The sequence below is a fragment of the Methylocystis sp. genome (assembly GCF_046349115.1).
GTDB lineage: Bacteria > Pseudomonadota > Alphaproteobacteria > Rhizobiales > Beijerinckiaceae > Methylocystis.
On record NZ_JAXMCX010000005.1, the window covers coordinates 176,865 to 196,634 of the forward strand.

The window sequence follows — 19,770 nt, forward strand, 5'->3', positions numbered from 1 at the left end:
GATATGCAGGTGACGAAGAGGCTCAAGCCCATGCATCCCGGCGAGGTTTTGCGGGAAGAGTTCCTCGTTCCGCTCGAAATGTCGGCAGGCGCTCTTGCCAAGGTCTGCTGCTTGCCTCGCACGCGAATTGAGCGAATCGCCAACGAGCAAACTGGCGTCACGGCCGATACCGCGCTTCGGCTCGCCAAGGCGCTCGGCACGACCGCGCAACTTTGGCTGAATCTGCAGACCGATTATGATGTTCAAGTCGCGGAGCGCGAACTTGCCAGAACTCTCGACCGCATCGAGACCGTGAACAAGCCGAAGGCGGCCTAACTAAACGGCGGAGCGCAATCTCGCACGGCGTCAAGAATTTTGGGAAGGACGCGCGCGGCGGGACTCTTGCGGCGCGCTAGGCCTTCGCCATCGATGCGACACTGCTGCGCGCGATTGCATCCCTTCGCGCGCGGCGCTATGAAAGCGCCGTCCATCCGCAGCGACTTACGCCGATTGGTGTCGGCGACTGAGCGCGTCAGGAGAGCAGCATGGTCGCGGTCACCTTCCCCGACGGGGCCTCCCGTCAGTTCGAGCCCGGCGTTTCGGGCGTCGATATCGCCAAGAGCATTTCCCCCTCTCTCGCAAAGCGCAGCGTCGCCATGACGCTCGACGGCGCGCTCGTCGATCTCGCGAGCCCGGTCGAACGCGACGCAAAAATCGAATTCGTCACGCGCGACGATCCGCGCGCGCTCGAACTCATCCGCCACGACGCGGCGCATGTGCTCGCCGAAGCGGTTCAGGAGCTCTATCCCGGCACGCAGGTGACGATCGGGCCGGTCATCGAGAACGGCTTCTATTACGACTTCTTTCGCGCCGAGCCCTTCACGCTCGAAGATTTGCCGGCGATCGAAAAGAAGATGCGCGAGATCGTCGCGCGCGACGCAAAGATCAACCGCGAAGTCTGGAGCCGCGACGACGCCAAGCAATGGTTCTTGACGAAGGGCGAGATTTTCAAGGGCGAACTCATCGACGCGATCAAATCCGACGAGCCGCTCTCGATCTACAAGCAGGGCCAATGGCTCGACCTTTGTCGCGGCCCGCATATGCCGTCGGTCGGCAAGGTCGGCACGGCCTTCAAGCTGATGAAGGTCGCCGGCGCCTATTGGCGCGGCGATCACAATAATCCGATGCTGTCGCGCATCTATGGCACCGCCTGGGCGACTCAGGAGGAGCTCGACGCTTATCTCCATCGCCTTGAGGAAGCCGAACGGCGCGACCACCGGCGGCTCGGGCGCGAGATGGACCTCTTCCATTTCCAGGAGGAAGGGCCGGGCGCGATTTTCTGGCATCCCAAGGGCTGGAAGCTGTTCCAAAACGTCATCTCCTACATGCGCCGGCGCCTGAAGGCCGACTATGAGGAAGTCAACGCGCCGCTGCTTCTCGACAAGACGCTCTGGGAGACGTCAGGCCATTGGGAGTGGTTTCGCGAGAATATGTTCGTCTCGCAGCCGGCGCGCGAGCAGACCGACGAAGACCGGCTTTACGCGATCAAGCCGATGAATTGTCCCGGCCATATTCAGATTTTCAAACATGGCCTGAAGTCATACCGCGATCTGCCGCTGCGCATGGCGGAGTTTGGAATCGTGCATCGCTACGAGCCTTCGGGCGCGCTGCATGGTCTGTTGCGCGTGCGGGCATTTACGCAAGACGACGCGCATGTGTTCTGCACCGAAGAGCAGATGGCCGAGGAATGTCTCAAGATCAATGATCTCATCCTGTCGACCTACGCCGATTTCGGATTCGAGGAAGTGGTCGTGAAGCTGTCGACGCGGCCCGAGAAGCGCGTCGGTTCGGATGAAGCCTGGGATCAGGCAGAAGCGATCATGACGCGCGTCTTAAGCGACATCGAAGCGCGCTCCGGCGGGCGCATCAAGACGGGAATCAATCCGGGCGAGGGCGCCTTCTATGGCCCCAAATTCGAATATACGCTGCGCGACGCGATCGGCCGCGAATGGCAATGCGGCACGACGCAGGTCGACTTCAACCTGCCGTCGCGCTTTGGGGCCTATTACATCGGGCCGGACAGCGACAAGAAGATTCCGGTGATGATCCATCGCGCGATTTTCGGCTCGCTCGAGCGCTTCACCGGCATTCTGATCGAGCATTACGCCGGACATCTGCCGCTATGGCTGTCGCCGCTGCAGATCGTCGTCTGCACGATCACGCAGGACGCCGACGATTACGCCTATGAGGTCGCCGCCGCGGCGCGCAAGCTCGGGCTTGCGGTGGAGGTCGACGCGCGCAACGAGAAGATCACCTATAAGGTGCGCGAACATTCGCTCGCGAAGGTCCCGGTGCTTCTCGTCGCCGGCAAGAAGGAGGCGGCGGAACGCACCATCTCGATGCGCCGGCTTGGTTCTCAAGCGCAGACCCAGCTGCCGCTCGATGAGGCGCTGGCGCGGCTCGCTGACGAAGCGACGCCGCCGGATGTGCGTGAGTAGTTTCGCCTGAAGGGCGTAACGCCGGGCGCTGCTTCTCCCTTGGGGAGAAGGTGGCGCGCGAAGCGCGACGGATGAGGGGAAGCGCCCGACGGATAGAGCCTGAGCGACCCGCCATCCGACTCGGCTTCACGGGGCCATCCTCTCCGCAAGGGACAGGGTGGCGTGCGCCTCGATCGTCAGATCGACAGGCGGCGCAAGAAAGACAAAAGCCCCGCGGCAATGAAGCGCGGAGCCTCTAAAACGCCGAGCGAAGCGCATCAGGCGTTCGCCGCCGCCTGCTTCTTCTCGATTTCGCGCTTCAGGTCGCGGGCGTTCTGCGACAGGTCCTCGCGCTTCGCCTTGAGCAGGAAGGCGTCGAGCCCGCCGCGATGCTCGACCGAACGCAGCGCCGCCGCCGAAATGCGCAGCCGCACCGAACGCGCCAGCGCCTCCGAGGCGAGCGTTACATTGACGAGATTGGGCAGAAAGCGGGTCTTCGTCTTCCGGTTCGAGTGGCTGACGAGATGGCCGGTCTGGACGCCCTTTCCGGTGAGCTCGCAACGGCGGGACATAGTCTATCCTTTGCAGTTCGTCGTATCGCTCCGGGGCGCGCAAATCCGCGCCGCCAAATGAAGCGAAGAAAAGCCAAGGGTTCGCACGGCGCGCCGGCGAACCCTGATCGCAAGCCTTATAGTTTCCCACGGCCGCATTCGTCAACGGGCGAAAACCGCCTGCTAACTGCCGGCCCGCTTCTTGCCCCAGGGCGCGAAGGCGTTATCCACCCCCCGCAAGGCGGGCGTCAGCTCGGGGAAGTGGCGTAATAGTATAGATATCATCGTATTATCGTTAATCCAGTTGAGCCCCGCCTGGGTATAGATTTCCGGTCTGTAGTCATCGGTGAACAGACGGTCGCTCTTCAGGCGCCGTCCAGCCATCAGAATGAAGACTCGGAACGCCGTATCGCTGAACCCGAACCCCACGGGCGGCTGTTCCGCGAACATGCCCACCATCAGATCCACCTTGTCGGGATGGCCATAAACTTCCCGAAGCGCTTTGACGAGTTCCGGCTTCTTCGACATTTGCTCGAAGGATTTGCGCGGCAAATCGAAGAGTTCGCGGAACCTGTTATAGCGCGGCACGCCACGCTCGCGGTCGCGCAGAATGTCGATCGCGGCCAGATCGATGAACTCCTCGAGATTGGGCCCGTGTCTGCGGCGCATCCTCCGCATCCAGTTGGGAAAGTTCCGCAGTTGCAGCGCGCCGGGGTTCTTCATCCCGAAACTGTAAAGAATATCGGCCAAGGACGAGCGGGCTAGAGCGTTGGACATCGCCTTCGGACCGGTCGCGAGGTCCGGGTCGTCGTCATTCTCGCTGATGAATTTCATCTCGCGGAGCTTTTGGTCGTCCGCATGGCGACGAAGCTCAAGGGTTTCGGGCAATAGCGGATGCATGCGGTAGACGGAAACGAATTCCTCGGTCAGGGAAAAATCCACCCCGAAGTGATCCTTGCGCGACCCCGGGATGCCGCTGATCAGTTCGCCTTCGCTGATGCGCCCGAGATGGCGGGTGATGAATTCCTGAGCGGCGCCCCACCAGCTGCCATGCATGGTGAACAGCAGAGCAGGGTGCGCAATGATCGCCGGCGTCCATTCGATCGTGTGGATTTTGGCCATCAGCGCGCTGTTGACCAGACGGGCGACCCGGAAATATTGGTCGTCGCCGCCGTTCTCGAGATTGCGCCATTCAGGATATTGTTGGTGCAAATAGTCGCAAATCGCATTGTGCTCGAGCGTGAAGATCACATGCATCAGCCCCAGTCCGACCCACCAGCTCGTCGGCAGGGCGGCGATCGCTTCTTTTTCGATGGGGAGCTGATAGTTCTTCGGATCGATTTTTAGCTTGCCCGCAGTTCCAGTGCGATAGGCGGCCTCCAGTTGCTTGCCGCCGCCATAGATTTGAGAGGCGTCCCACCAATGCGTTTCGGCGCTGACATAGGTTGGGGGCTCGTTGGCGCTGACGCTTTCCGGGTCGCGGGTCGGATCGGCGCGGGTGCGGCGAATGCGCATCGTTGCTTCCGGCCAATCCTTCTGGTCGACGTCGAATTCGATGGGGTTGTCATCGATCGAACGCGGCGTCCCATGATTGAACCAGTCATGCGTTTGAAATTGAATCCATGCGCCGGCCAGGAGATTGAGCGTCTCCGCGGGCGTGACCTCGGAAGCGCCATTCTCGTCGATGGGCCGCGCCAGCAGAACGTCGCTGACGAGACGGGGATTGGGTTCGCAAAGCGGCGCGTCGATTTCGGGATGCGCTTTGGTCAGCGGCACGTTGCGGCCGAAACGCGCGCCCGGATGGCTCTTGTTGAAATCGGATGGGCTGAGCGGGTCGATGTCGTTATCGCTGGAGCATCCCATCGTCGGTTTGTCGAGATCGTTGTAAAGGCCGTCGGTCTGCCGTTCGACGAAAAACTCCGGTCTTGGCGCGCTGATTTTTCGAACGCCATTGTGATTTGTAACGGGGATGCCCGACGTTTCGTGAAGATTTCTCTCTCGAAGCCGCGCGCGCACCGCGATGAGATTAAACACGGCGAGAAATGTCGGCAGACTGTCCCAGCGCGCGATGAATTTGTTGAACAGCCAGAAAAAGCGCACGAACACCGCCCATGAAAGCGATTTTTCGTCCACTTCGGCCCTGATCAGGTGAAGAACGGCGGCGCCGGTCACGATAGCGACGAGGCCATAGCCGAGGCCATGCGCAATTCCCGTCGTTTTTGCCGCCGTGGCGGCGCCGAAGAATGCGCCGAACACGAATATGTGGAGCGCCGAACGATACCAGCGCAACAACCTGGTTTTGGGCGTCGCTAGCCAGGACAGCGCGACGTCGATCCCCCAAAGCGCCGCGAGAATGAGGTCCATCCTGGGATGATCGACGACATGTTCGGGCTTTCCGATTCCTAAGGGGCTGTTGAAGATTTCGTCCCAGTTCCCGCCTGCGTTGACGACGATCGCCCAATAAAGATGGACAAGCAGCGCGACATAGCCGAAGGTCCAAAACAGACGCCACCATTCGTCGATGCGGTCGCTTCGGGTCGAGACGTAAAGCGACAGCGCCGCCGTGACGAGAATCGTCGCGGCCCAGACCGCCGAGACCATCCGCCAGAACAAAACCGTGTGTTTGGCGAAGCCGGTTTTCTCTGCTTCCTCTATGGTCACGCCGAACTGCCAGGCGAATAACTGTCCGCCGATCATCAACAGCGCGAAAATCGCGAAGACCCAGACGAACTTCTGAGTTTGAGTTAGGGGGCCTTGTTCAGCGTCACGCTTTTCCATGGTCAATGTCATGATAAACGCTCCTCTCAAATGGATTTTTTACTTCAATCGATCCTTAAAGTTTCCCCAAACGCATCCCCAATGTTGGTGAGCCCATCAACTCATGTCCGGGATCGCGCCGGGCGAACGGACCAGCGAAACGCCCGAGAGCAGCGCCACGACTTCCGACTGCCGATTGCAGCCAGTTTTTTGCAGAACGCAGCGCACATGGGTGCGGATCGTGTTCTGCGATACGCCTGACGCTTCCGCGATATGGTCGACCGACTGGCCGGAGACGAGATTGCGGGCGACCCGCGCTTCCGCCGGGGTGAGATCGAAAAGCGATTGAATAAGCTCGACCGGCGGCGCCGACGGCGCGGCCAGTGGCGTTAAGACCAGCGCCGCGGCGCAACGCACGAAAATGTCTCGCGCAGTGAGACGTATCGGCACCAAATGGGCGACCAAAGCGCCTTCCCCGCCCGGGTCCCGCACGGGGAACGATCTCACGCCAGCCGCCGTCGCGACGTCGATCGCGTCGAGAGCGGACCGCAGCATCTGATCGGCGGCCTTGTCCGTCAGGGCGATCTGATCCCGCGCCAGCCAATTGACGAAACGGGCGACGTTTTTCATCAGATCGTTCGCCGCGAGCGCCTTTCCGCGTTCGTTGAGCACGACGGCGGGCAGGCCGAGCATCTCGAGGGTTTCGCTGGCGGCGCGGGCGCGTTCGAGCTGAAGCCGCGCGGACATCAGAATGGCGCGCGCCAGATGCGGACGCAGCGCGTCCAGCCGGTCGACAAAATGCCGCTCCACCGGCCCCCGTTCATAGAGGCGGTTAACGGCCAGAATCACCTTTTCGCCGGTCGCCATGGGCAGCACCGTCGCGGCGCCCCAGCCAATGCCGCCCGGGCGGAGAAAGTCTCGGTATAGCGGCTCGGCCTCAAGCTCCTCCGGGGTGAAGGCGTCGTCCTCGGTGATGAACCCCGGATGGCGCGCGCCAAACAGACGCGCCGCGAAAGTGCCGCGCGCAAGCCAGTTTTCGCGAACGCAGCGCTCTGTCCGATCCCGGTTGATTTCGGACGCGGCCCAAAAGGTCGAAGCGTCCTTGCCGACAAAGAGTGATCCGCCGCGCGCCTCGATCAATTCCGCGAGCGTGTCGAGGATACTAGGCCAGAGCTCAGGCACGAACGAACATTCATAAATCTTATCAATTAGTTCCAATTCGATGTCGTCCCCGTGCATAGACCCGAAAACGAGGCGAAAATCGATGGTGTCCGCACGCCCTCAATGCTGTTGCTTCGAGCGGACGCCAACTCGCCCTTCGCCGCCCAATCTGCCATGAATTCATGGCCATCGCCATCGAAATGCCACAACTCGGCCGCGCGTCCCCTGACGCTGCGACGATTAATGCTGTGCAGCGCCGCAATCCTTTCTGGACATGGGCGCCATTCTGAGTTCTAAGCCTCATCGCTGCTTTAGGTGAGAGGCGCCCCCGCTTCTCACGTCTTCACCGCATTCATGAACGGGCTGGAGACCGTTCCGGCCGGGCGGCGTCGCCCGATGGCCGCGTAAGAAGCGCAAATCGAGGGAAAGGTTGGGGAAATTCAATGGCCAAAGCGATTTTGCACATGCTCAGCACGTTGAAGCATATGAGCCCCTTCGACGTAAACATGGCCCTCGACGCCGGCTATGACGCGGCGATTCCCTACACCAATGTCACGCTCGACGAAGTCACCGCGCTGGTGCAGGATGCGATGTTCTCGCGGGCGCCGTCGGCGGCGCTGCGCACCGGCATTTTCTTCGCCGGCCGAGACGCGGTGCTCGCGCTCGACATGATGGACGCGGCGAAGAAAGCGCTGCTCAAGCCCTTCGAAGTGTCGCTGTTCGCCGACCCCTATGGCTCCTTCACCACCGCCGGCGCGATGGTCGCCTGCGTCGAAAAGATTTTGCGCGAGAAGAAGCAGCGAGAACTCAAGGGCTCGAAGGTCGTGATCTATGGCGCGACCGGCGTCGTCGGCTATTCCGCCGCGGTCATTTCGGCGCTTGAAGGCGCCGAGGTCACCATCGTCGGCTACAGCGGGCTTGAGCGCGTCGCCAAACTCGCCGACGAAATGTGCAAGCGCTTCAACATCAAGGTTGCGCCCGCCGACGGCTCCGCTCCCGAACAGGTGCGCGCGCTGCTTTGCCAGCATGAAATCGCGCTTTGCGCGGCGCGCGCCGGAGTCCAGGTGATTTCGAAGGACGATCTCGCCGCCGCCAAGGATCTGTTGATCGCCGCCGACGTCAACGCCGTGCCGCCGCTCGGCGTCGAAGGATGCGGCCTGCACGACAATGGAGCCATCATCTCGCCCCACGGCGCGCTCGGCATCGGCGCTTTGGCGATCGGCAACGTCAAATATGGCGCTGAATCCGGCCTCTTCAAAAAGATGGCGTCGTCGGACGAGCCGCTCTGTCTCGACTTCCGTCACGCTTTCGCGCTGGCCCGCGAACTCGTCTGACGCGCGCGGGCGCGCCGGGGGACGCCTTCGCGCGCCTTGGCAAGCAGGCGCAAAAATGGTTGAGTCCGCGCCGCGAGCGGCAGCTTGCGGCGCTTTCTCATCGCCGCGCGCCCCTCGCGCGCGACGTGCGCAAGGCGCTTCAGGCGCTAGGATTTTGGGAGAAAAAATATGGCAGTAATCAACAAGATGCTGGTCGGCGAGTCGCTGGTCGGCGACGGCAACGAAGTGGCGCATATCGACCTGATCATGGGTCCGCGCGGTTCGGCGGCCGAGCTCGCTTTCGCCAATGCGCTGGTCAACAACAAGGACGGCTTCACGACGCTGCTCGCGGTCGTCGCGCCGAACCTTCTGTGCAAGCCCAACACGATCCTGTTCAACAAGGTGACGATCAAGGGCGCCAAGCAGGCGGTGCAGATGTTTGGCCCGGCGCAGCATGGCGTCGCCAAGGCGGTTGCGGATTCGGTGGCCGAGGGCGTGATCCCGGTTGACGAAGCCGACGACATTTTCATTTCGGTCGGCGTGTTCATTCACTGGGACGCTTCGGACGACAAGAAGATCCAGGACTTCAACTACACGGCGACGAAGGAAGCGATCGCGCGCGCCGTCAAGGGCGAGCCGAAGGCCACGGAAGTCGTCGCCAAGCGCAACGAAGCCAAGCACCCCTTCGCGCCGAACTGAGACCGCGCGACATCTTCGAGTTTGAAGGGGAGCCGCGCGGCTCCCCTTTTCTTTTGGGAGAAGCGCGTGGCGGCGGTCATCGGCTGGGATATCGGCGGCGCGCATGTGAAGGCCGCGCGCGCCGACGACGGGCGTTTGACGCGGATCGTCCAGCTCGCCTGCGCCCCGCATGAGAGCGTCGCGAGTCTGGAGCAGGCGCTGCGCGACGCGCACGCGACGCTCGGCGACGCCGAACGTCACCGGGTGACGATGACCGCGGAACTCTCCGATGCATTTGAGAGCCGGGCGCGCGGAGTCGTCGTGGTCGCCGCGATCGCCGCGCGCGAAATCGGCGTCGGCGATATTCTTTTTTATGCGGGCGAACGCGGCTATGTCGCGCGCGACGAAATTGGCGCGAATGTCGATGCGATCGCTTCCGCCAATTGGCGCGCCGCCGCCGAACTCGTCGCGCGCCACCACGCCGATGCGCTGTTCATCGACATCGGATCGACGACGGCGGACCTCACGCCGATCTGCGCCAGCCGCGTCGCGGCCGTGGGCGCGAGCGACGCCGAGCGACTGGCTCGCGGTGAACTCGCCTATGCAGGCTTTTCGCGCGGCGCGCCTCAGGCTTACGCGACGCACGCCCCGGTCGCCGGACAATGGACGCCGCTCGTCAATGAAGGCTTCGCGTCGATGGCCGACGTGCGGCGCGTCCTCGGCGAACTCCCTGAAGGCGAAACCGACGCCGATCTTTCGCCGACGACGGACGGCCGACCCAAGACCGTCGCTGCTTCTCGGGCGCGTCTCGCGCGTCTCGCCGGATGCGACGCCGCGGACCTCACTGACGCGCAATCGCGCGCTTTCGCGCAATATCTCGCGCGCGCGCAATTGCGCGCCATTGAAGATCAGATCGCGTTACTCGAATCGCGTGAGGCGATGATGTGGGACGCGCCGATCGTCGGCGCCGGCGTCGGCCGCAAACTTGCGGCGCGTCTGGCGCAGGCGCGAGGCTGCGCCTTCATCGATTTCGCCGAGTTGATCGCCGCGCCGCCGGCATTGGCCGAAAAGGCCGCCAATTGCGCGCCGGCTTCGGCGCTGGCGTTGCTCGCCGAATGAAGGCGTTAGAAGCAGGTTGCTAAGCGCTATTGCGCCGCGCCGAGTTTCGCTTCGTTCAGATGCGCGTCGATTTTCGCCTTCACCATGTCCCAGGCTTCGCGCTCGGCCTCGCCGGCGGTTTTGTCGACGGCGATCTGTAGATAAGCGAGTTCGCTCTCGATTTTTTCGCGCGGCAGCATGTTGAGGCGCGTCGCCAGAATCGCTGCTTCAAGCACCGCGGCGCGGGCCCGATTCATGCCAAGATATGCGCGATGCGTTTCGATCCGCCGCGCCCGGCAGAAAAAGCGCGGGCGCAATTCGTGCTCCTCGACGCGCGCGACCACGAGTTCGGCGTGCGCCAGCGCGGCGGACAGGCGCGGCGTCGGCCAACCGTCAATGTCGGTCAGCGGCCAGTTGCGGCGCCCCACGACGAGTCCAGCGAAAATCCGGGCGTCGTCGGTGAAGCTCGCCGTCAGTTTCGGATGATGCGTAAGATTGAACAGGGTCGACGAGGGACGAAACGGCGCGGCGATCCAGTATCCCTCTTCCTCGATCAATCCAAGCGGCGCGATATGGGGTCGCCCTTCCGGCGACAGCGTCGTGACGACGCATTCATGTATCAGAGGCATCTTTCGCAGGTCCTTCGCCCGCTTTGCGCATCGTGTGACCCATTTCTTTAAATCGGGTCGCATCCTCTTCGTTAATGTCGGTCGCGACGCCGAAGTCGAGCGGCTCGTCCTGACGATAACGTTTGCCGAGCCTGTAGGCGAGCTCGGCCTTCATCAATTCGGCGCCAAGGTAAAAGGCGTGGGCGCCGTCATGTTCGACGGCAAGATGCGGAAACAGCGCCATCGCGTCGGCGGCGACATGGTGGAAGCCTTTCGCATAGATATGCACGCCGTCCTGAGTCGTCTCTATGCGGAAATTACTATCGCGCAATTCGCGCGCAAGCTCGGCGATCTCTTCGGGCGTCGCGGCATAGGGCTTGCGGTCGTGTATCTGCAGCAGCGCGTCGCTATAGCCTTTCGGCAAAGCGCGATCGGCGCGCGCCGCAAACATCAGCCGCCGCGCCGCGTCATGCTCCTGGAGCGTGCGCCTTGTATGGGGCGAAACCTGCACGGTGAGCAGGTGGCGGATGTCGAGTTCGGAACAGATTCCGAGCATTGCCGCGGTCACGCCGGCTGAATCGGCGTCGGTCAGCTCGGTGAGATTGCCGGTGCCCATCATGATCTCGGCGTCGGGCTCGCGGGCGCGAAGCTCGACATAGCGTGCGACCGATGCAGCAAAGCCGAAGTGAATCGGATCGAGAATCGGATCGAGAATGGCGTCGATTCCTCGATCGCGCGCGCGCCGGGCGGCGCGCTGCAGCGAATCGAGATCGCCATGCGGCCGAGGCGTCAGCACCGGAACGATGGGCGATCCGACCGGCAGGATCGACAGCGTTTCTTCATCGAGACTCAAGAGGTGATCGACGCCGGCCTTGGCGGCGCGCTCAAGCTCGGCGACATCGGCCGAGTCGACGCTCACCCTAAAACCTCCGGCCTTTAGCGCCGCGATGGTTTCCTCGAGATGAGCGAAAGGCGTGTCGGGCAGACAGCCAAGATCGATCACATCGGCGCCGTCGGCGACGAGTTCGCGCGCTTTGATCACGACATCCGCCACGCTCATCTTCGACGCATCGACGATCTCGGCAAAAATTCGCATGTCGTAGCGCGACAGATCCGGCGCCGCGCCGCCGCGGCCGAGATAGGCGGGAAGATCGGCGATCTCTTCGGGCCCGCGTTCGAAGGCGACGCCGAAATCCTCCGTCAGCACGGAAAGATCGGCGCGACAGCGGCCGGGCAATATCACGCGTTCGGCCTGCACGGGCCGCGGCAGGCGCCGCTGGATGATTTCCAGCGTCATCAGCGCCGCGACCTTCACGCCGATATCGTGAATGCGCCAGTCCCGCGCCGCGTCGCCGAAGCTCGCGACCATGCGCTCCAGTCGCGGCAAGGCGAGGTGGCCGGTCAGGAACAGCAGGCGCTCGCTCATGCGGAGCTTTCGTTTAAGGTTGCGGCTCGACTTCTCGGCGGCGGCGCTCCACCGCCTCCTGCAGCGCCGCGAGGCTCTCGACGACCTGCGTCGCCTCAAAAGATTTTAGCGCGTCGGTGTTCTGCAGATCGATGCGACGCGGATAGACCATCACCATGCCCTTCGGCGCGCGGGTTTCAAGTTCGGGCGCGGTGTCGCAGGCGAAGACGATGGTCGGCACCCGGCATTTGCCGGCCTGCGCGAACACATTCGTGGCGAGATTGTCGGAAATGCCGACGACGCATTTCGCCACAGTGTTCGAGGTCGCGGGCGCCAGCACCAGCGTGTGGTAGAAATTGTAGTAGAAATTGCCGACCGGCGCGGCGCTTGCCGTCGTGTCCTTGAAGATGCGCACATTCGCCGGCAGCGCCAGATCATGCTTATACATGCGCACGACTTCAGCCGCCGCCTTGCTGACGAAGAGATCGACCTGATCGAGCGCGCGGATCATGTCGAGGCATTCAGTAAAGAAATGGCCCGATCCGGTGAGCGCCCAACCCCAGCGCGGCGTGACGACTTTCTTTTTGGTCATTAGGCGGACTTCCGCGTTGGAAAAGTTGCGATGGCTGCGCCCGGCGTTACGCCCTCGGCGAGAAGCGCCGCGGCGTGCGGGAGAGACGAGGGGCCGGCGATGAACAGCGGCGTCCCGTCGAGATAATCCGGAAGCGCGGAATCGACAACGCCTTTCCGCACGATCTCGTTTAGTGGCGCGCCATCGCCGACATCGACGCTCTTGATCAGAAGCAATGCTCGGGCGCCGATTCTTTTTGCCAGCCAGGCGGCGAGACTGTCGGAGGTCACGTCCCAAGCGGGCGAAATGTCTTCGGCGTTGGCGACCATGGCGCTTGCGCGCCAAAGGGCGACGCGCCCTTGCGCATGCGCCGCTTCGATCGCTTCACGCGAGGCGACGAGCGCCAGCGCGGGTTCGCGGCTCGCCAGCGCCAAAGCGTATTGCTCCATCGCGAGAACCGCCATGGCGTGCGCGGTTTTGTCGTCATAGCGCATGACCGGCTGCGCGGCGCGGACCGAATCGGCAAAAGGTCCGCCGCCGGGAACGATCGTCAGCCGCCCGGGGTAGCGTCTCAGCGCCGCAAGCCACTCCGCGAGCGCCGGCGACGCATGCAGGCTGCCGCCGAATTTGACGACGAGCGGCGCGCTATTTGACGGCATCGATTCGCAGCGGTGCCGGCTGCAGGCGACGCGCTTCCTCATGGGCGCGGGCGCGCCTGATCCTCACGCCGACGGCGCCCGGCGCGACATCGAGCTTTTCGACCTGCACGGTCACCGATCGCACGCGCTCATGCAACAGCACGCTTTCGGCGAGTCGCTCGGCGATGGTTTCGACGAGTTCGATATGGCCGCCGGCGAGAATCATTTTGATCGCGTCCATGATCACGTCATAGGAAAAGATCGAGCGCATGTCGTCGGAGCCGTTGACGCGCGCCACTTCGGCTTCGACGTTGAAGCGCACGCGCTGGGTATGGCCGTGTTCATGGGCGTAAGCGCCGATTTCGACCGGCGCGACGTAATCCTTGAGGAAGACGCAATCGGTGTCGTTCGCGCCCGGCGGTTCGATATAGCCGCGCCCGAGGAAGGCCCATTCGGCGTGAAAGGCGGCATGCGCATCGCGCGCTGAAGGGATCAGATCGCGGATCAGCGTCGTGGCGCTGGCGTCGATGGCGGCGCGGCGCTCGCCGTGACGACAGAGCGCGCCGCGAAAGCCGAGCACATCCACGCCGGTGACGAGCAGACGCGGCACGTCGGGCGGCTCCAAGGCGCCGGCCAGTCCGGAGGCGAGACCGAGATTGCGGCAGCCGGCGACGAAATCGGACAGCGCGCCGACGCTCATGTAATCGATCAGCCGGCCCTTGCCCTTATGCGCCGTATCCAGCATCGCGCCGTAAAAGCCGGCGCCGGCCAGCGGTTCGAGAATGTCGAATTCGGGCCCGAGATCGGCGAAGAGCACGGCGACGAGACGCGTTCTTTCGGTCAGCGGCGCCAGCGCGTCGATAATCTCGACGGCGTCTGGCGTCGCCGGCAGAGCGAATTTCACATAGTCGACGCCCGCGGCGACGACTTCTTCAAAGTCACGCCGCGCATGCGCGACGTCATGGGGAAGCTCGACCACGGCGCTGACCGGCCGGCGCCCGTCGACGAAGCTGACGATCTCGGCGATCGCATCCAGCGGCAAAGCGCCGAGCGCGCCGCGCGAAGGCGCCTTGCAGTCGATGATGTCGGCGCCGCGCGCGAGGGCGATTTCCGCCTCCTCGCGGGAGAGAACGCTCGCCAGCATCAGGGTCATAAGCTCATGGCTCCGGTTGGGAAAAACAGCCCTGCGGACTTGTCTCTTATAGTCCAGTCAAGGCGCGGCGTCGCGTTGCGAGCCCGACGGTTGCTCGATAACCCCAGGCAGGCCCCTCATCTCACTTCTCCCCGCTTGCGGGGTGAGGTAAGGCGAGGGGCTTGGGGCATTTGGCGCAAACGTAAACAACCGCCTATTCCACCAGCGAGCCGTTGGCCGCCAGCACCGAGGCGGCGAGATAGAGCGAGCCGGCGATCAGCACGCGCGGCGGCGCATCGAAGCTGCGCGTTGAGAGCAGCGTTAACGCTTCCTCGACGCCGCCCGCCGAGGCGCCCGCAATGCCTTCCGCCATGGCGAGGCGCGCCACTTCATGCGGCGGCCAGCTCTTGTGTTCGCCCTCGACCGGCACGGCGACGACTTCGCGCGCGAGGCCGACGAAATGTCGTAAGAGCGCGCGAATGTCCTTGGTCGTCTGGGCGCCGCAGATCAGCGCCAGCGGACGCGGCGACTTGTCGTGAAACTCGGCCATCGCCTCGGCCAGGACTCGGCCGCCGTCTTCATTATGGCCGCCGTCGAGCCAGACTTCCGCGCCCGCCGGCGCCAGATCGACAATGTGGCCGCGCGTCAGCCGCTGCAGCCGCGCCGGCCATTCGGCGCGCGTCAGCCCGGCCTCGATCGCCGCCGCTGGAATGTCCGGCGCGACGGCGCGCATCGCCGCGATGGCGCCGGCGGCGTTCTCATGCTGGTGGCGCCCGGCGAGGCGCGGCAGCGGCAGATCGAGGAGACCGCGCTCATCCTCGTAGACGAGGCGGCCGTTCTCATTGGAAATGTGAAAGTCCCGGCCGGCGATAAAGGCCGGCGCGCCGACGCGCCGCGCCTCCCGCTCCAGCGTCTTGGCGACGGGCTCCGACTGAAAGCCGATGATCGCCGGCGCGCCCTTCTTGAGAATGCCGGCCTTCTCATGCGCGATCTTTTCGACGGTATCGCCGAGAAATTCGAGGTGATCGAGGGAGATCGAGGTGATGATGGCGGCCTTTGGCTGAGCGACGACATTGGTCGCGTCATAGCGCCCGCCGAGTCCGGTTTCGAGCAGCAGCCAGTCGGCCGGCGCATCGGCGAAAAGCGAAAAGGCCGCCGCCGTGGTGATTTCGAAAAAGGTGATCGGCTGCCCGGCGTTTGCCTGTTCGCAGCGTTCCAGCGCCGCGTTCAGGCGCGCGTCGTCGACAAGCTTGCCGCCGCCCGCCGCGCCAAGCCGGATGCGCTCATTGAAGCGAAGCAGGTGAGGGGAGGTATAGACATGCACCCGCTTGCCGGCGGCTTCGAGCATCGCGCGCAGAAAGGCGATCGTCGACCCTTTGCCATTGGTGCCGGCGACGTGAATAATCGGCGGCAGTCTGAGGTCGGGGCGTCCGAGCGCGGCGAGCAGCCGCTCCGTGCGCCCGAGCGACAGATCGATTTTCTTCGGGTGGAGCGTGAGCAGTCGCGACAGGATCGCGTCGTGCTGATCCATTGCGGCCGCGTCCTCGAATCGTCAGGCGGCGGCGCGGCGCGGCGGCGACTTGGTGAGGAGACCGCACAGGCGCGCGAGCGTTTCGCGCATCTCCTGACGCGGCACCACCATGTCGACCATGCCGTGGTCGCGCAAATATTCGGCGCGCTGGAATCCTTCGGGAAGCTTCTCGCGGATCGTCTGCTCGATGACTCGCGCGCCGGCGAAGCCGATGATTGCGCCGGGCTCGGCGATCTGCACGTCGCCGAGCATCGCGTAGGACGCGGTCACGCCGCCCGTCGTCGGATTGGTCAGCACCACGATATAGGGCAGGCGCGCTTCGCGCAGGCGCTGCACGGCGATGGTGGTGCGCGGCATCTGCATGAGCGAGAACATCCCCTCCTGCATGCGCGCGCCGCCCGACGCCGTGAAGATGATGAAGGGCGTGCCCTTGGCGAGCGCATGTTCGCAGCCGGCGACGATCGCCTCGCCCGCCGCCATGCCGAGCGAGCCGCCGAGGAATTCGAAATCCTGAACGGCGACGGTGACCGGCGCGCCTTCAAGACTGCCAAAGGCGAGAACCACCGCATCGGCCATGCCGGTCTTGACCCGATATTCCTTCAGCTTGTCGACATAGCGCTTGATGTCGCGAAACTTGAGCGGATCGAGCGGCGCCTCCGGCGTCGCGAGCAATTCGCATTCGCCGCCGTCGAACAGATTGGCGAGCCTGGTCCCGATCGGGCAGCGCATGTGATAGCCCGACCCGGGCACGACATAGAGGTTCGCCTCAATGTCCTTATGAAAGACGAGCTGACCGCTTTCGGGACATTTCACCCAGAGATTTTCAGGCGCTTCGCGCTTGATCAGCGCCTTGATCTTCGGCGGGACGACGTTCGAATACCAATTCATGACACGAGCCTCGTCAGCCAGCCCATCATGCCGCCGCGTTGCGGACGGGCGCCGCGCACGCCTTGCGAAATCGACGCGACCAGCCCGGTCACCGCGCTCACGCTCGACGGGCCGGCATGGCCGTTTGCATCGAGCGAAGACTTGAGCGCTTCAACCAGCGCCGTGCCGACGACGACGCCATCGGCGTTGCGGGCGATCTCGGCGGCGTTTTCCGCATTCTTGACGCCAAAGCCGACGGCGATCGGCAACGCCGTATGTCGCTTGATGCGCGCGACCGCCTGACTGACGCCGGCATAGTCCGCAAGCGCCGCGCCGGTGATGCCGGTCAGCGACACATAATAGACGAAGCCGCTCGTGTTTTCGAGGACCTTGGGGAGCCGTCTGTCGTCGGTCGTGGGGGTGGCGAGGCGGATGAAATTCAGCCCGGCGCCGCGGGCGGGAATGCAGAGTTCGGCGTCTTCCTCGGGCGGCAGGTCGACGACGATGAGGCCGTCGACGCCGACGTCCTGAGCGTCACGCAGGAAGTCGGCGACGCCGTAAACATAGATCGGATTATAGTAGCCCATCAGCACGATGGGGGTGGCGTCGTCGCCGGCGCGAAAGTCGGCCACGAGCTCCAAGGTCTTCTTGAGCGTGGTCCCGGCCTTGAGCGCCCGCAGGCCCGCCGCCTGGATCGCCGGCCCGTCCGCCATCGGATCGGTGAAGGGCATGCCGACTTCGATCACATCGGCGCCGGCGGCGGGGAGCCCCTTTAAAATCTCAAGCGACGTCGCGAGATCAGGGTCGCCCGCCATCACGAAGGTCACCAAGGCGGCGCGCCCGTCCTTCTTGAGGGCGGCGAAACGATCATCGATGCGGGTGGGCATTAGCGACAGACGTCCTTCGTCACGCGGCGCAATTCTTTACGACGCCTCTTTATCCGGCCGGGAGCGGATTTTGGCCCCCGCGCGCCATAGAGGCCGCCGTTGCTTAGTGCCTGGGCGTTGTCCCGTCCACTGTTTTCGCGCGCGCTAGATCGTCACCTGCGCGCCCAGTTCGACGACGCGGTCGGAGGGGATCGAGAAGAAGTCGGTGGCGTTGGCGGCCTGGCGGGTGAGCGCGACATAGAGCTTGTCCTGCCAGACGGGCATTTCCGAGGAGGGGCTCTCCTTGATCGAGCGCCGGCCCAAGAAGAAGCTCGTGGTCATGATGTCATATTTGAAGCCGGCCTTGCGCATGGCGGCGAGCGCGGCCGGAACGCGGGGACTTTCCATGAAGCCATAGTGCAGCGTCGCCCGGTAGAAATCGTCGGGAAGCTTTTGGATTTCGAAGCGGTTTTGCGGCGCGACGCGCGGCCGGTCCTCGGTCCTCACGCAGATCACCAGCACCCGCTCATGCAGCACCTTGTTGTGCTTGAGATTATGCATCAGCGCGGCGGGCGCGACGTCCGGATCGCTGGTCAGAAAGACAGCGGTGCCGGGCACGCGCGTCGGCTTCGATTTTTGCAGCATCGCGATGAGGTCCATCATCGGGATGGAGTCGCGATGGGTTTTCTCGGCGAGAAGATGCGTGCCGCGCATCCATGTCCACATGATGATCATGACGCAGCCGCCAAGCGCCAGCGGCACCCAGCCGCCGTCTTTGACCTTCATCAGATTGGCGGTGAGAAAGGCGAATTCGACGACGAGAAAAGAGGCGGCGAAGATAATCGACACGAACAACGGCCAGCCCCATTTGCGCCAGGCGACGATGAACAGGAGCGATGTCGACAGCACCATCGTGCCGGTGACCGCGATGCCATAGGCCGAAGCCAGCGCCGACGAACTCTTGAAGGCGACGACGAGCAGCAGCACGCCTATGAGCAGCAGCCGGTTGATGCGGCCGATGTAGATCTGGCCTTCCTGCGAGGCTGACGTATGCGTGACCTCGAGGCGCGGAATGAGGCCGAGCTGAATGGCTTGCCGCGCCAGCGAGAACGCCCCGGTGATGACCGCCTGCGCGGCGATCGTCGTCGCCAGCGTCGACAGGATCACGAGCGGCAGCAGCGCCCAGTCCGGCGCGAGGAGGAAAAACGGATTGCCGACCGCTTCGGGGCGCGACAGGACGAGCGCTCCCTGGCCGAGGTAATTGAGCAGCAGCGCGGGCAGCACGAAGCCGAGCCAGGCGGTCCTGATCGGCCCGCGGCCGAAATGGCCCATATCGGCGTAGAGCGCCTCGACGCCGGTAACGGCAAGAAACACCGAACCGAGGACAACGAAGCCGAGCCAGCCGTGAGTCACGAGAAAGGTAATGCCCTGGCGCGGATCGAAACTGCGCAGCACCTGCGGCGCTTCGGGAATATGCATCGCGCCCAGGACGCCGATGGTGAGAAAAAAGACGATCATGATCGGCCCGAACAAGGCCGCCACACGCGCCGTGCCGTGACTTTGCGCCCAAAACAGCGTGACCAGGATGAAGATCGTGATCGGCAGAACGAATTCATTGAAACGGTGCGTGACGAGTTCGAGGCCTTCGATGGCCGACATCACCGAAATCGCCGGCGTGATGATCGCTTCGCCGGCGAAGAGCGCCGCGCCCCCGACGCCGAGCACGAAGGCGACTCTCGTGCGACGGCCCATGGCGGTTTGCGCCAAGGCCATGAGCGAGAGGATGCCGCCTTCGCCGCGGTTGTCGGCGCGCATGACGAAGATGACATATTTGATCGTCACCGTGAAAATGAGCGCGAATATCAGAAGCGAGATTGCGCCGAGAACCGACTCTTCGGTCAGCGCGTCATACTCGACCTGATGAGCGAGCGACTCGCGCAGCGCATAGAGCGGGCTCGTGCCGATGTCGCCATAGACGACCCCGATCGAGCCGATGACGAGCCCGACGAGTCCGCCGCGCGCCGCCTCGGAGCCGTGATGCGCGTGAACCTGCGTCCCATCGCCGCCGGAGGCAGGGCCGGCGTCGGATCGCTGCGTCATGGGACGTTTCCTTTGCTGGGACCCGCCGCGGCTTTTAC

The 19,770-nt window shown here is 63.7% G+C and carries 17 protein-coding genes; 5 read left to right on the forward strand and 12 right to left on the reverse strand.

Going from position 1 to position 19,770, the window contains the following annotated elements:
• The first annotated feature begins 9 nt into the window (after positions 1–9).
• Together U1E20_RS14080 and thrS are read left to right on the forward strand one after the other, a co-directional pair.
• The gene (locus U1E20_RS14080; protein ID WP_409981251.1) at positions 10–315 is read left to right on the forward strand and encodes a HigA family addiction module antitoxin; all 306 of its coding nucleotides are present in this window, start codon (positions 10–12) and stop codon (positions 313–315) included.
• A 209-nt stretch (positions 316–524) separates the two neighbouring features.
• Entirely contained in the window at positions 525–2,477 is a 1,953-nt protein-coding gene (thrS, locus tag U1E20_RS14085) for a threonine--tRNA ligase (protein WP_409981252.1), read from the forward strand.
• A 257-nt stretch (positions 2,478–2,734) separates the two neighbouring features.
• Here thrS and rpmB read toward each other — a convergent pair whose 3' ends face one another.
• The 3 genes from rpmB to U1E20_RS14100 form a co-directional block, all read right to left on the reverse strand.
• Entirely contained in the window at positions 2,735–3,028 is a 294-nt protein-coding gene (gene rpmB, locus U1E20_RS14090; protein WP_409981253.1) for a 50S ribosomal protein L28, read from the reverse strand.
• 162 nt (positions 3,029–3,190) lie between these two features.
• Positions 3,191–5,797: a peroxidase family protein gene (locus U1E20_RS14095; protein WP_409981254.1), complete on the reverse strand. Its 2,607-nt coding sequence runs from the start codon at positions 5,795–5,797 to the stop codon at positions 3,191–3,193.
• 84 nt (positions 5,798–5,881) lie between these two features.
• Positions 5,882–6,946 carry a helix-turn-helix transcriptional regulator gene (locus U1E20_RS14100; RefSeq protein ID WP_409981255.1) on the reverse strand — a complete coding sequence of 355 codons (1,065 nt, stop codon included), beginning with the start codon at positions 6,944–6,946 and terminating at the stop codon, positions 5,882–5,884.
• Positions 6,947–7,368: 422 nt separating this feature from the next.
• On the opposite strand from U1E20_RS14100, the gene U1E20_RS14105 reads away from it, so the two are divergent.
• The 3 genes from U1E20_RS14105 to U1E20_RS14115 all read left to right on the forward strand — a co-directional run bounded on the left by U1E20_RS14105 (position 7,369) and on the right by U1E20_RS14115 (position 10,035).
• The gene (locus U1E20_RS14105; RefSeq protein WP_409981256.1) at positions 7,369–8,259 is read left to right on the forward strand and encodes an NAD(P)-dependent methylenetetrahydromethanopterin dehydrogenase; all 891 of its coding nucleotides are present in this window, start codon (positions 7,369–7,371) and stop codon (positions 8,257–8,259) included.
• A 168-nt stretch (positions 8,260–8,427) separates the two neighbouring features.
• Positions 8,428–8,937 (forward strand): formaldehyde-activating enzyme, encoded by a 510-nt coding sequence (fae, locus tag U1E20_RS14110; RefSeq protein ID WP_409980476.1) that lies wholly within the window; start codon positions 8,428–8,430, stop codon positions 8,935–8,937.
• A 66-nt stretch (positions 8,938–9,003) separates the two neighbouring features.
• Positions 9,004–10,035: a hydantoinase/oxoprolinase family protein gene (locus U1E20_RS14115; RefSeq protein ID WP_409981257.1), complete on the forward strand. Its 1,032-nt coding sequence runs from the start codon at positions 9,004–9,006 to the stop codon at positions 10,033–10,035.
• 26 nt (positions 10,036–10,061) lie between these two features.
• Here U1E20_RS14115 and U1E20_RS14120 read toward each other — a convergent pair whose 3' ends face one another.
• The 9 genes from U1E20_RS14120 to U1E20_RS14160 all read right to left on the reverse strand — a co-directional run bounded on the left by U1E20_RS14120 (position 10,062) and on the right by U1E20_RS14160 (position 19,732).
• Complete coding sequence (locus tag U1E20_RS14120) at positions 10,062–10,643, reverse strand: DUF447 domain-containing protein (protein WP_409981258.1); 582 nt, start codon at positions 10,641–10,643, stop codon at positions 10,062–10,064.
• Positions 10,627–12,048, reverse strand: coding sequence for a DUF6513 domain-containing protein (locus U1E20_RS14125; RefSeq protein ID WP_409981259.1), 1,422 nt, complete (start codon positions 12,046–12,048; stop codon positions 10,627–10,629). Before U1E20_RS14125 ends, U1E20_RS14120 begins: the two co-directional genes overlap by 17 nt.
• A 13-nt stretch (positions 12,049–12,061) precedes the next feature.
• Positions 12,062–12,619: a flavoprotein gene (locus U1E20_RS14130; RefSeq protein ID WP_409981260.1), complete on the reverse strand. Its 558-nt coding sequence runs from the start codon at positions 12,617–12,619 to the stop codon at positions 12,062–12,064.
• Positions 12,619–13,257, reverse strand: a complete 639-nt coding sequence (locus U1E20_RS14135) for a uridylate kinase (RefSeq protein ID WP_409981261.1) — start codon at positions 13,255–13,257, stop codon at positions 12,619–12,621. The genes U1E20_RS14130 and U1E20_RS14135 overlap by 1 nt, the downstream gene beginning before the upstream one ends.
• A complete protein-coding gene (locus tag U1E20_RS14140; protein ID WP_409981262.1) occupies positions 13,244–14,389 on the reverse strand; it encodes a (5-formylfuran-3-yl)methyl phosphate synthase in 1,146 nt (381 codons plus the stop codon). Before U1E20_RS14140 ends, U1E20_RS14135 begins: the two co-directional genes overlap by 14 nt.
• Positions 14,390–14,582: 193 nt before the next feature.
• A complete protein-coding gene (locus U1E20_RS14145; RefSeq protein WP_409981263.1) occupies positions 14,583–15,899 on the reverse strand; it encodes a bifunctional folylpolyglutamate synthase/dihydrofolate synthase in 1,317 nt (438 codons plus the stop codon).
• A 21-nt stretch (positions 15,900–15,920) separates the two neighbouring features.
• A complete protein-coding gene (gene accD, locus U1E20_RS14150; RefSeq protein WP_409981264.1) occupies positions 15,921–16,787 on the reverse strand; it encodes an acetyl-CoA carboxylase, carboxyltransferase subunit beta in 867 nt (288 codons plus the stop codon).
• The gene (gene trpA, locus U1E20_RS14155; RefSeq protein ID WP_409981265.1) at positions 16,784–17,653 is read right to left on the reverse strand and encodes a tryptophan synthase subunit alpha; all 870 of its coding nucleotides are present in this window, start codon (positions 17,651–17,653) and stop codon (positions 16,784–16,786) included. Before trpA ends, accD begins: the two co-directional genes overlap by 4 nt.
• Positions 17,654–17,797: 144 nt before the next feature.
• Positions 17,798–19,732 (reverse strand): potassium transporter Kup, encoded by a 1,935-nt coding sequence (locus tag U1E20_RS14160; RefSeq protein ID WP_409981266.1) that lies wholly within the window; start codon positions 19,730–19,732, stop codon positions 17,798–17,800.
• Between the last annotated feature and the right edge of the window lie 38 nt (positions 19,733–19,770).

What these genes read in the sequence shown, in the direction of transcription:
- U1E20_RS14160 (WP_409981266.1), bottom strand. Translation starts at nt 19,732, where the DNA reads ATGACGCAGCGATCCGACGCCGGCCCTGCCTCCGGCGGCGATGGGACG.
- U1E20_RS14120 (WP_409981258.1), bottom strand. Translation starts at nt 10,643, where the DNA reads ATGCCTCTGATACATGAATGCGTCGTCACGACGCTGTCGCCGGAAGGG.
- U1E20_RS14125 (WP_409981259.1), bottom strand. Translation starts at nt 12,048, where the DNA reads ATGAGCGAGCGCCTGCTGTTCCTGACCGGCCACCTCGCCTTGCCGCGA.
- U1E20_RS14105 (WP_409981256.1), top strand. Translation starts at nt 7,369, where the DNA reads ATGGCCAAAGCGATTTTGCACATGCTCAGCACGTTGAAGCATATGAGC.
- trpA (WP_409981265.1), bottom strand. Translation starts at nt 17,653, where the DNA reads ATGCCCACCCGCATCGATGATCGTTTCGCCGCCCTCAAGAAGGACGGG.
- fae (WP_409980476.1), top strand. Translation starts at nt 8,428, where the DNA reads ATGGCAGTAATCAACAAGATGCTGGTCGGCGAGTCGCTGGTCGGCGAC.
- U1E20_RS14135 (WP_409981261.1), bottom strand. Translation starts at nt 13,257, where the DNA reads ATGCCGTCAAATAGCGCGCCGCTCGTCGTCAAATTCGGCGGCAGCCTG.
- rpmB (WP_409981253.1), bottom strand. Translation starts at nt 3,028, where the DNA reads ATGTCCCGCCGTTGCGAGCTCACCGGAAAGGGCGTCCAGACCGGCCAT.
- accD (WP_409981264.1), bottom strand. Translation starts at nt 16,787, where the DNA reads ATGAATTGGTATTCGAACGTCGTCCCGCCGAAGATCAAGGCGCTGATC.
- U1E20_RS14145 (WP_409981263.1), bottom strand. Translation starts at nt 15,899, where the DNA reads ATGGATCAGCACGACGCGATCCTGTCGCGACTGCTCACGCTCCACCCG.
- U1E20_RS14140 (WP_409981262.1), bottom strand. Translation starts at nt 14,389, where the DNA reads ATGACCCTGATGCTGGCGAGCGTTCTCTCCCGCGAGGAGGCGGAAATC.
- U1E20_RS14130 (WP_409981260.1), bottom strand. Translation starts at nt 12,619, where the DNA reads ATGACCAAAAAGAAAGTCGTCACGCCGCGCTGGGGTTGGGCGCTCACC.
- thrS (WP_409981252.1), top strand. Translation starts at nt 525, where the DNA reads ATGGTCGCGGTCACCTTCCCCGACGGGGCCTCCCGTCAGTTCGAGCCC.
- U1E20_RS14095 (WP_409981254.1), bottom strand. Translation starts at nt 5,797, where the DNA reads ATGACATTGACCATGGAAAAGCGTGACGCTGAACAAGGCCCCCTAACT.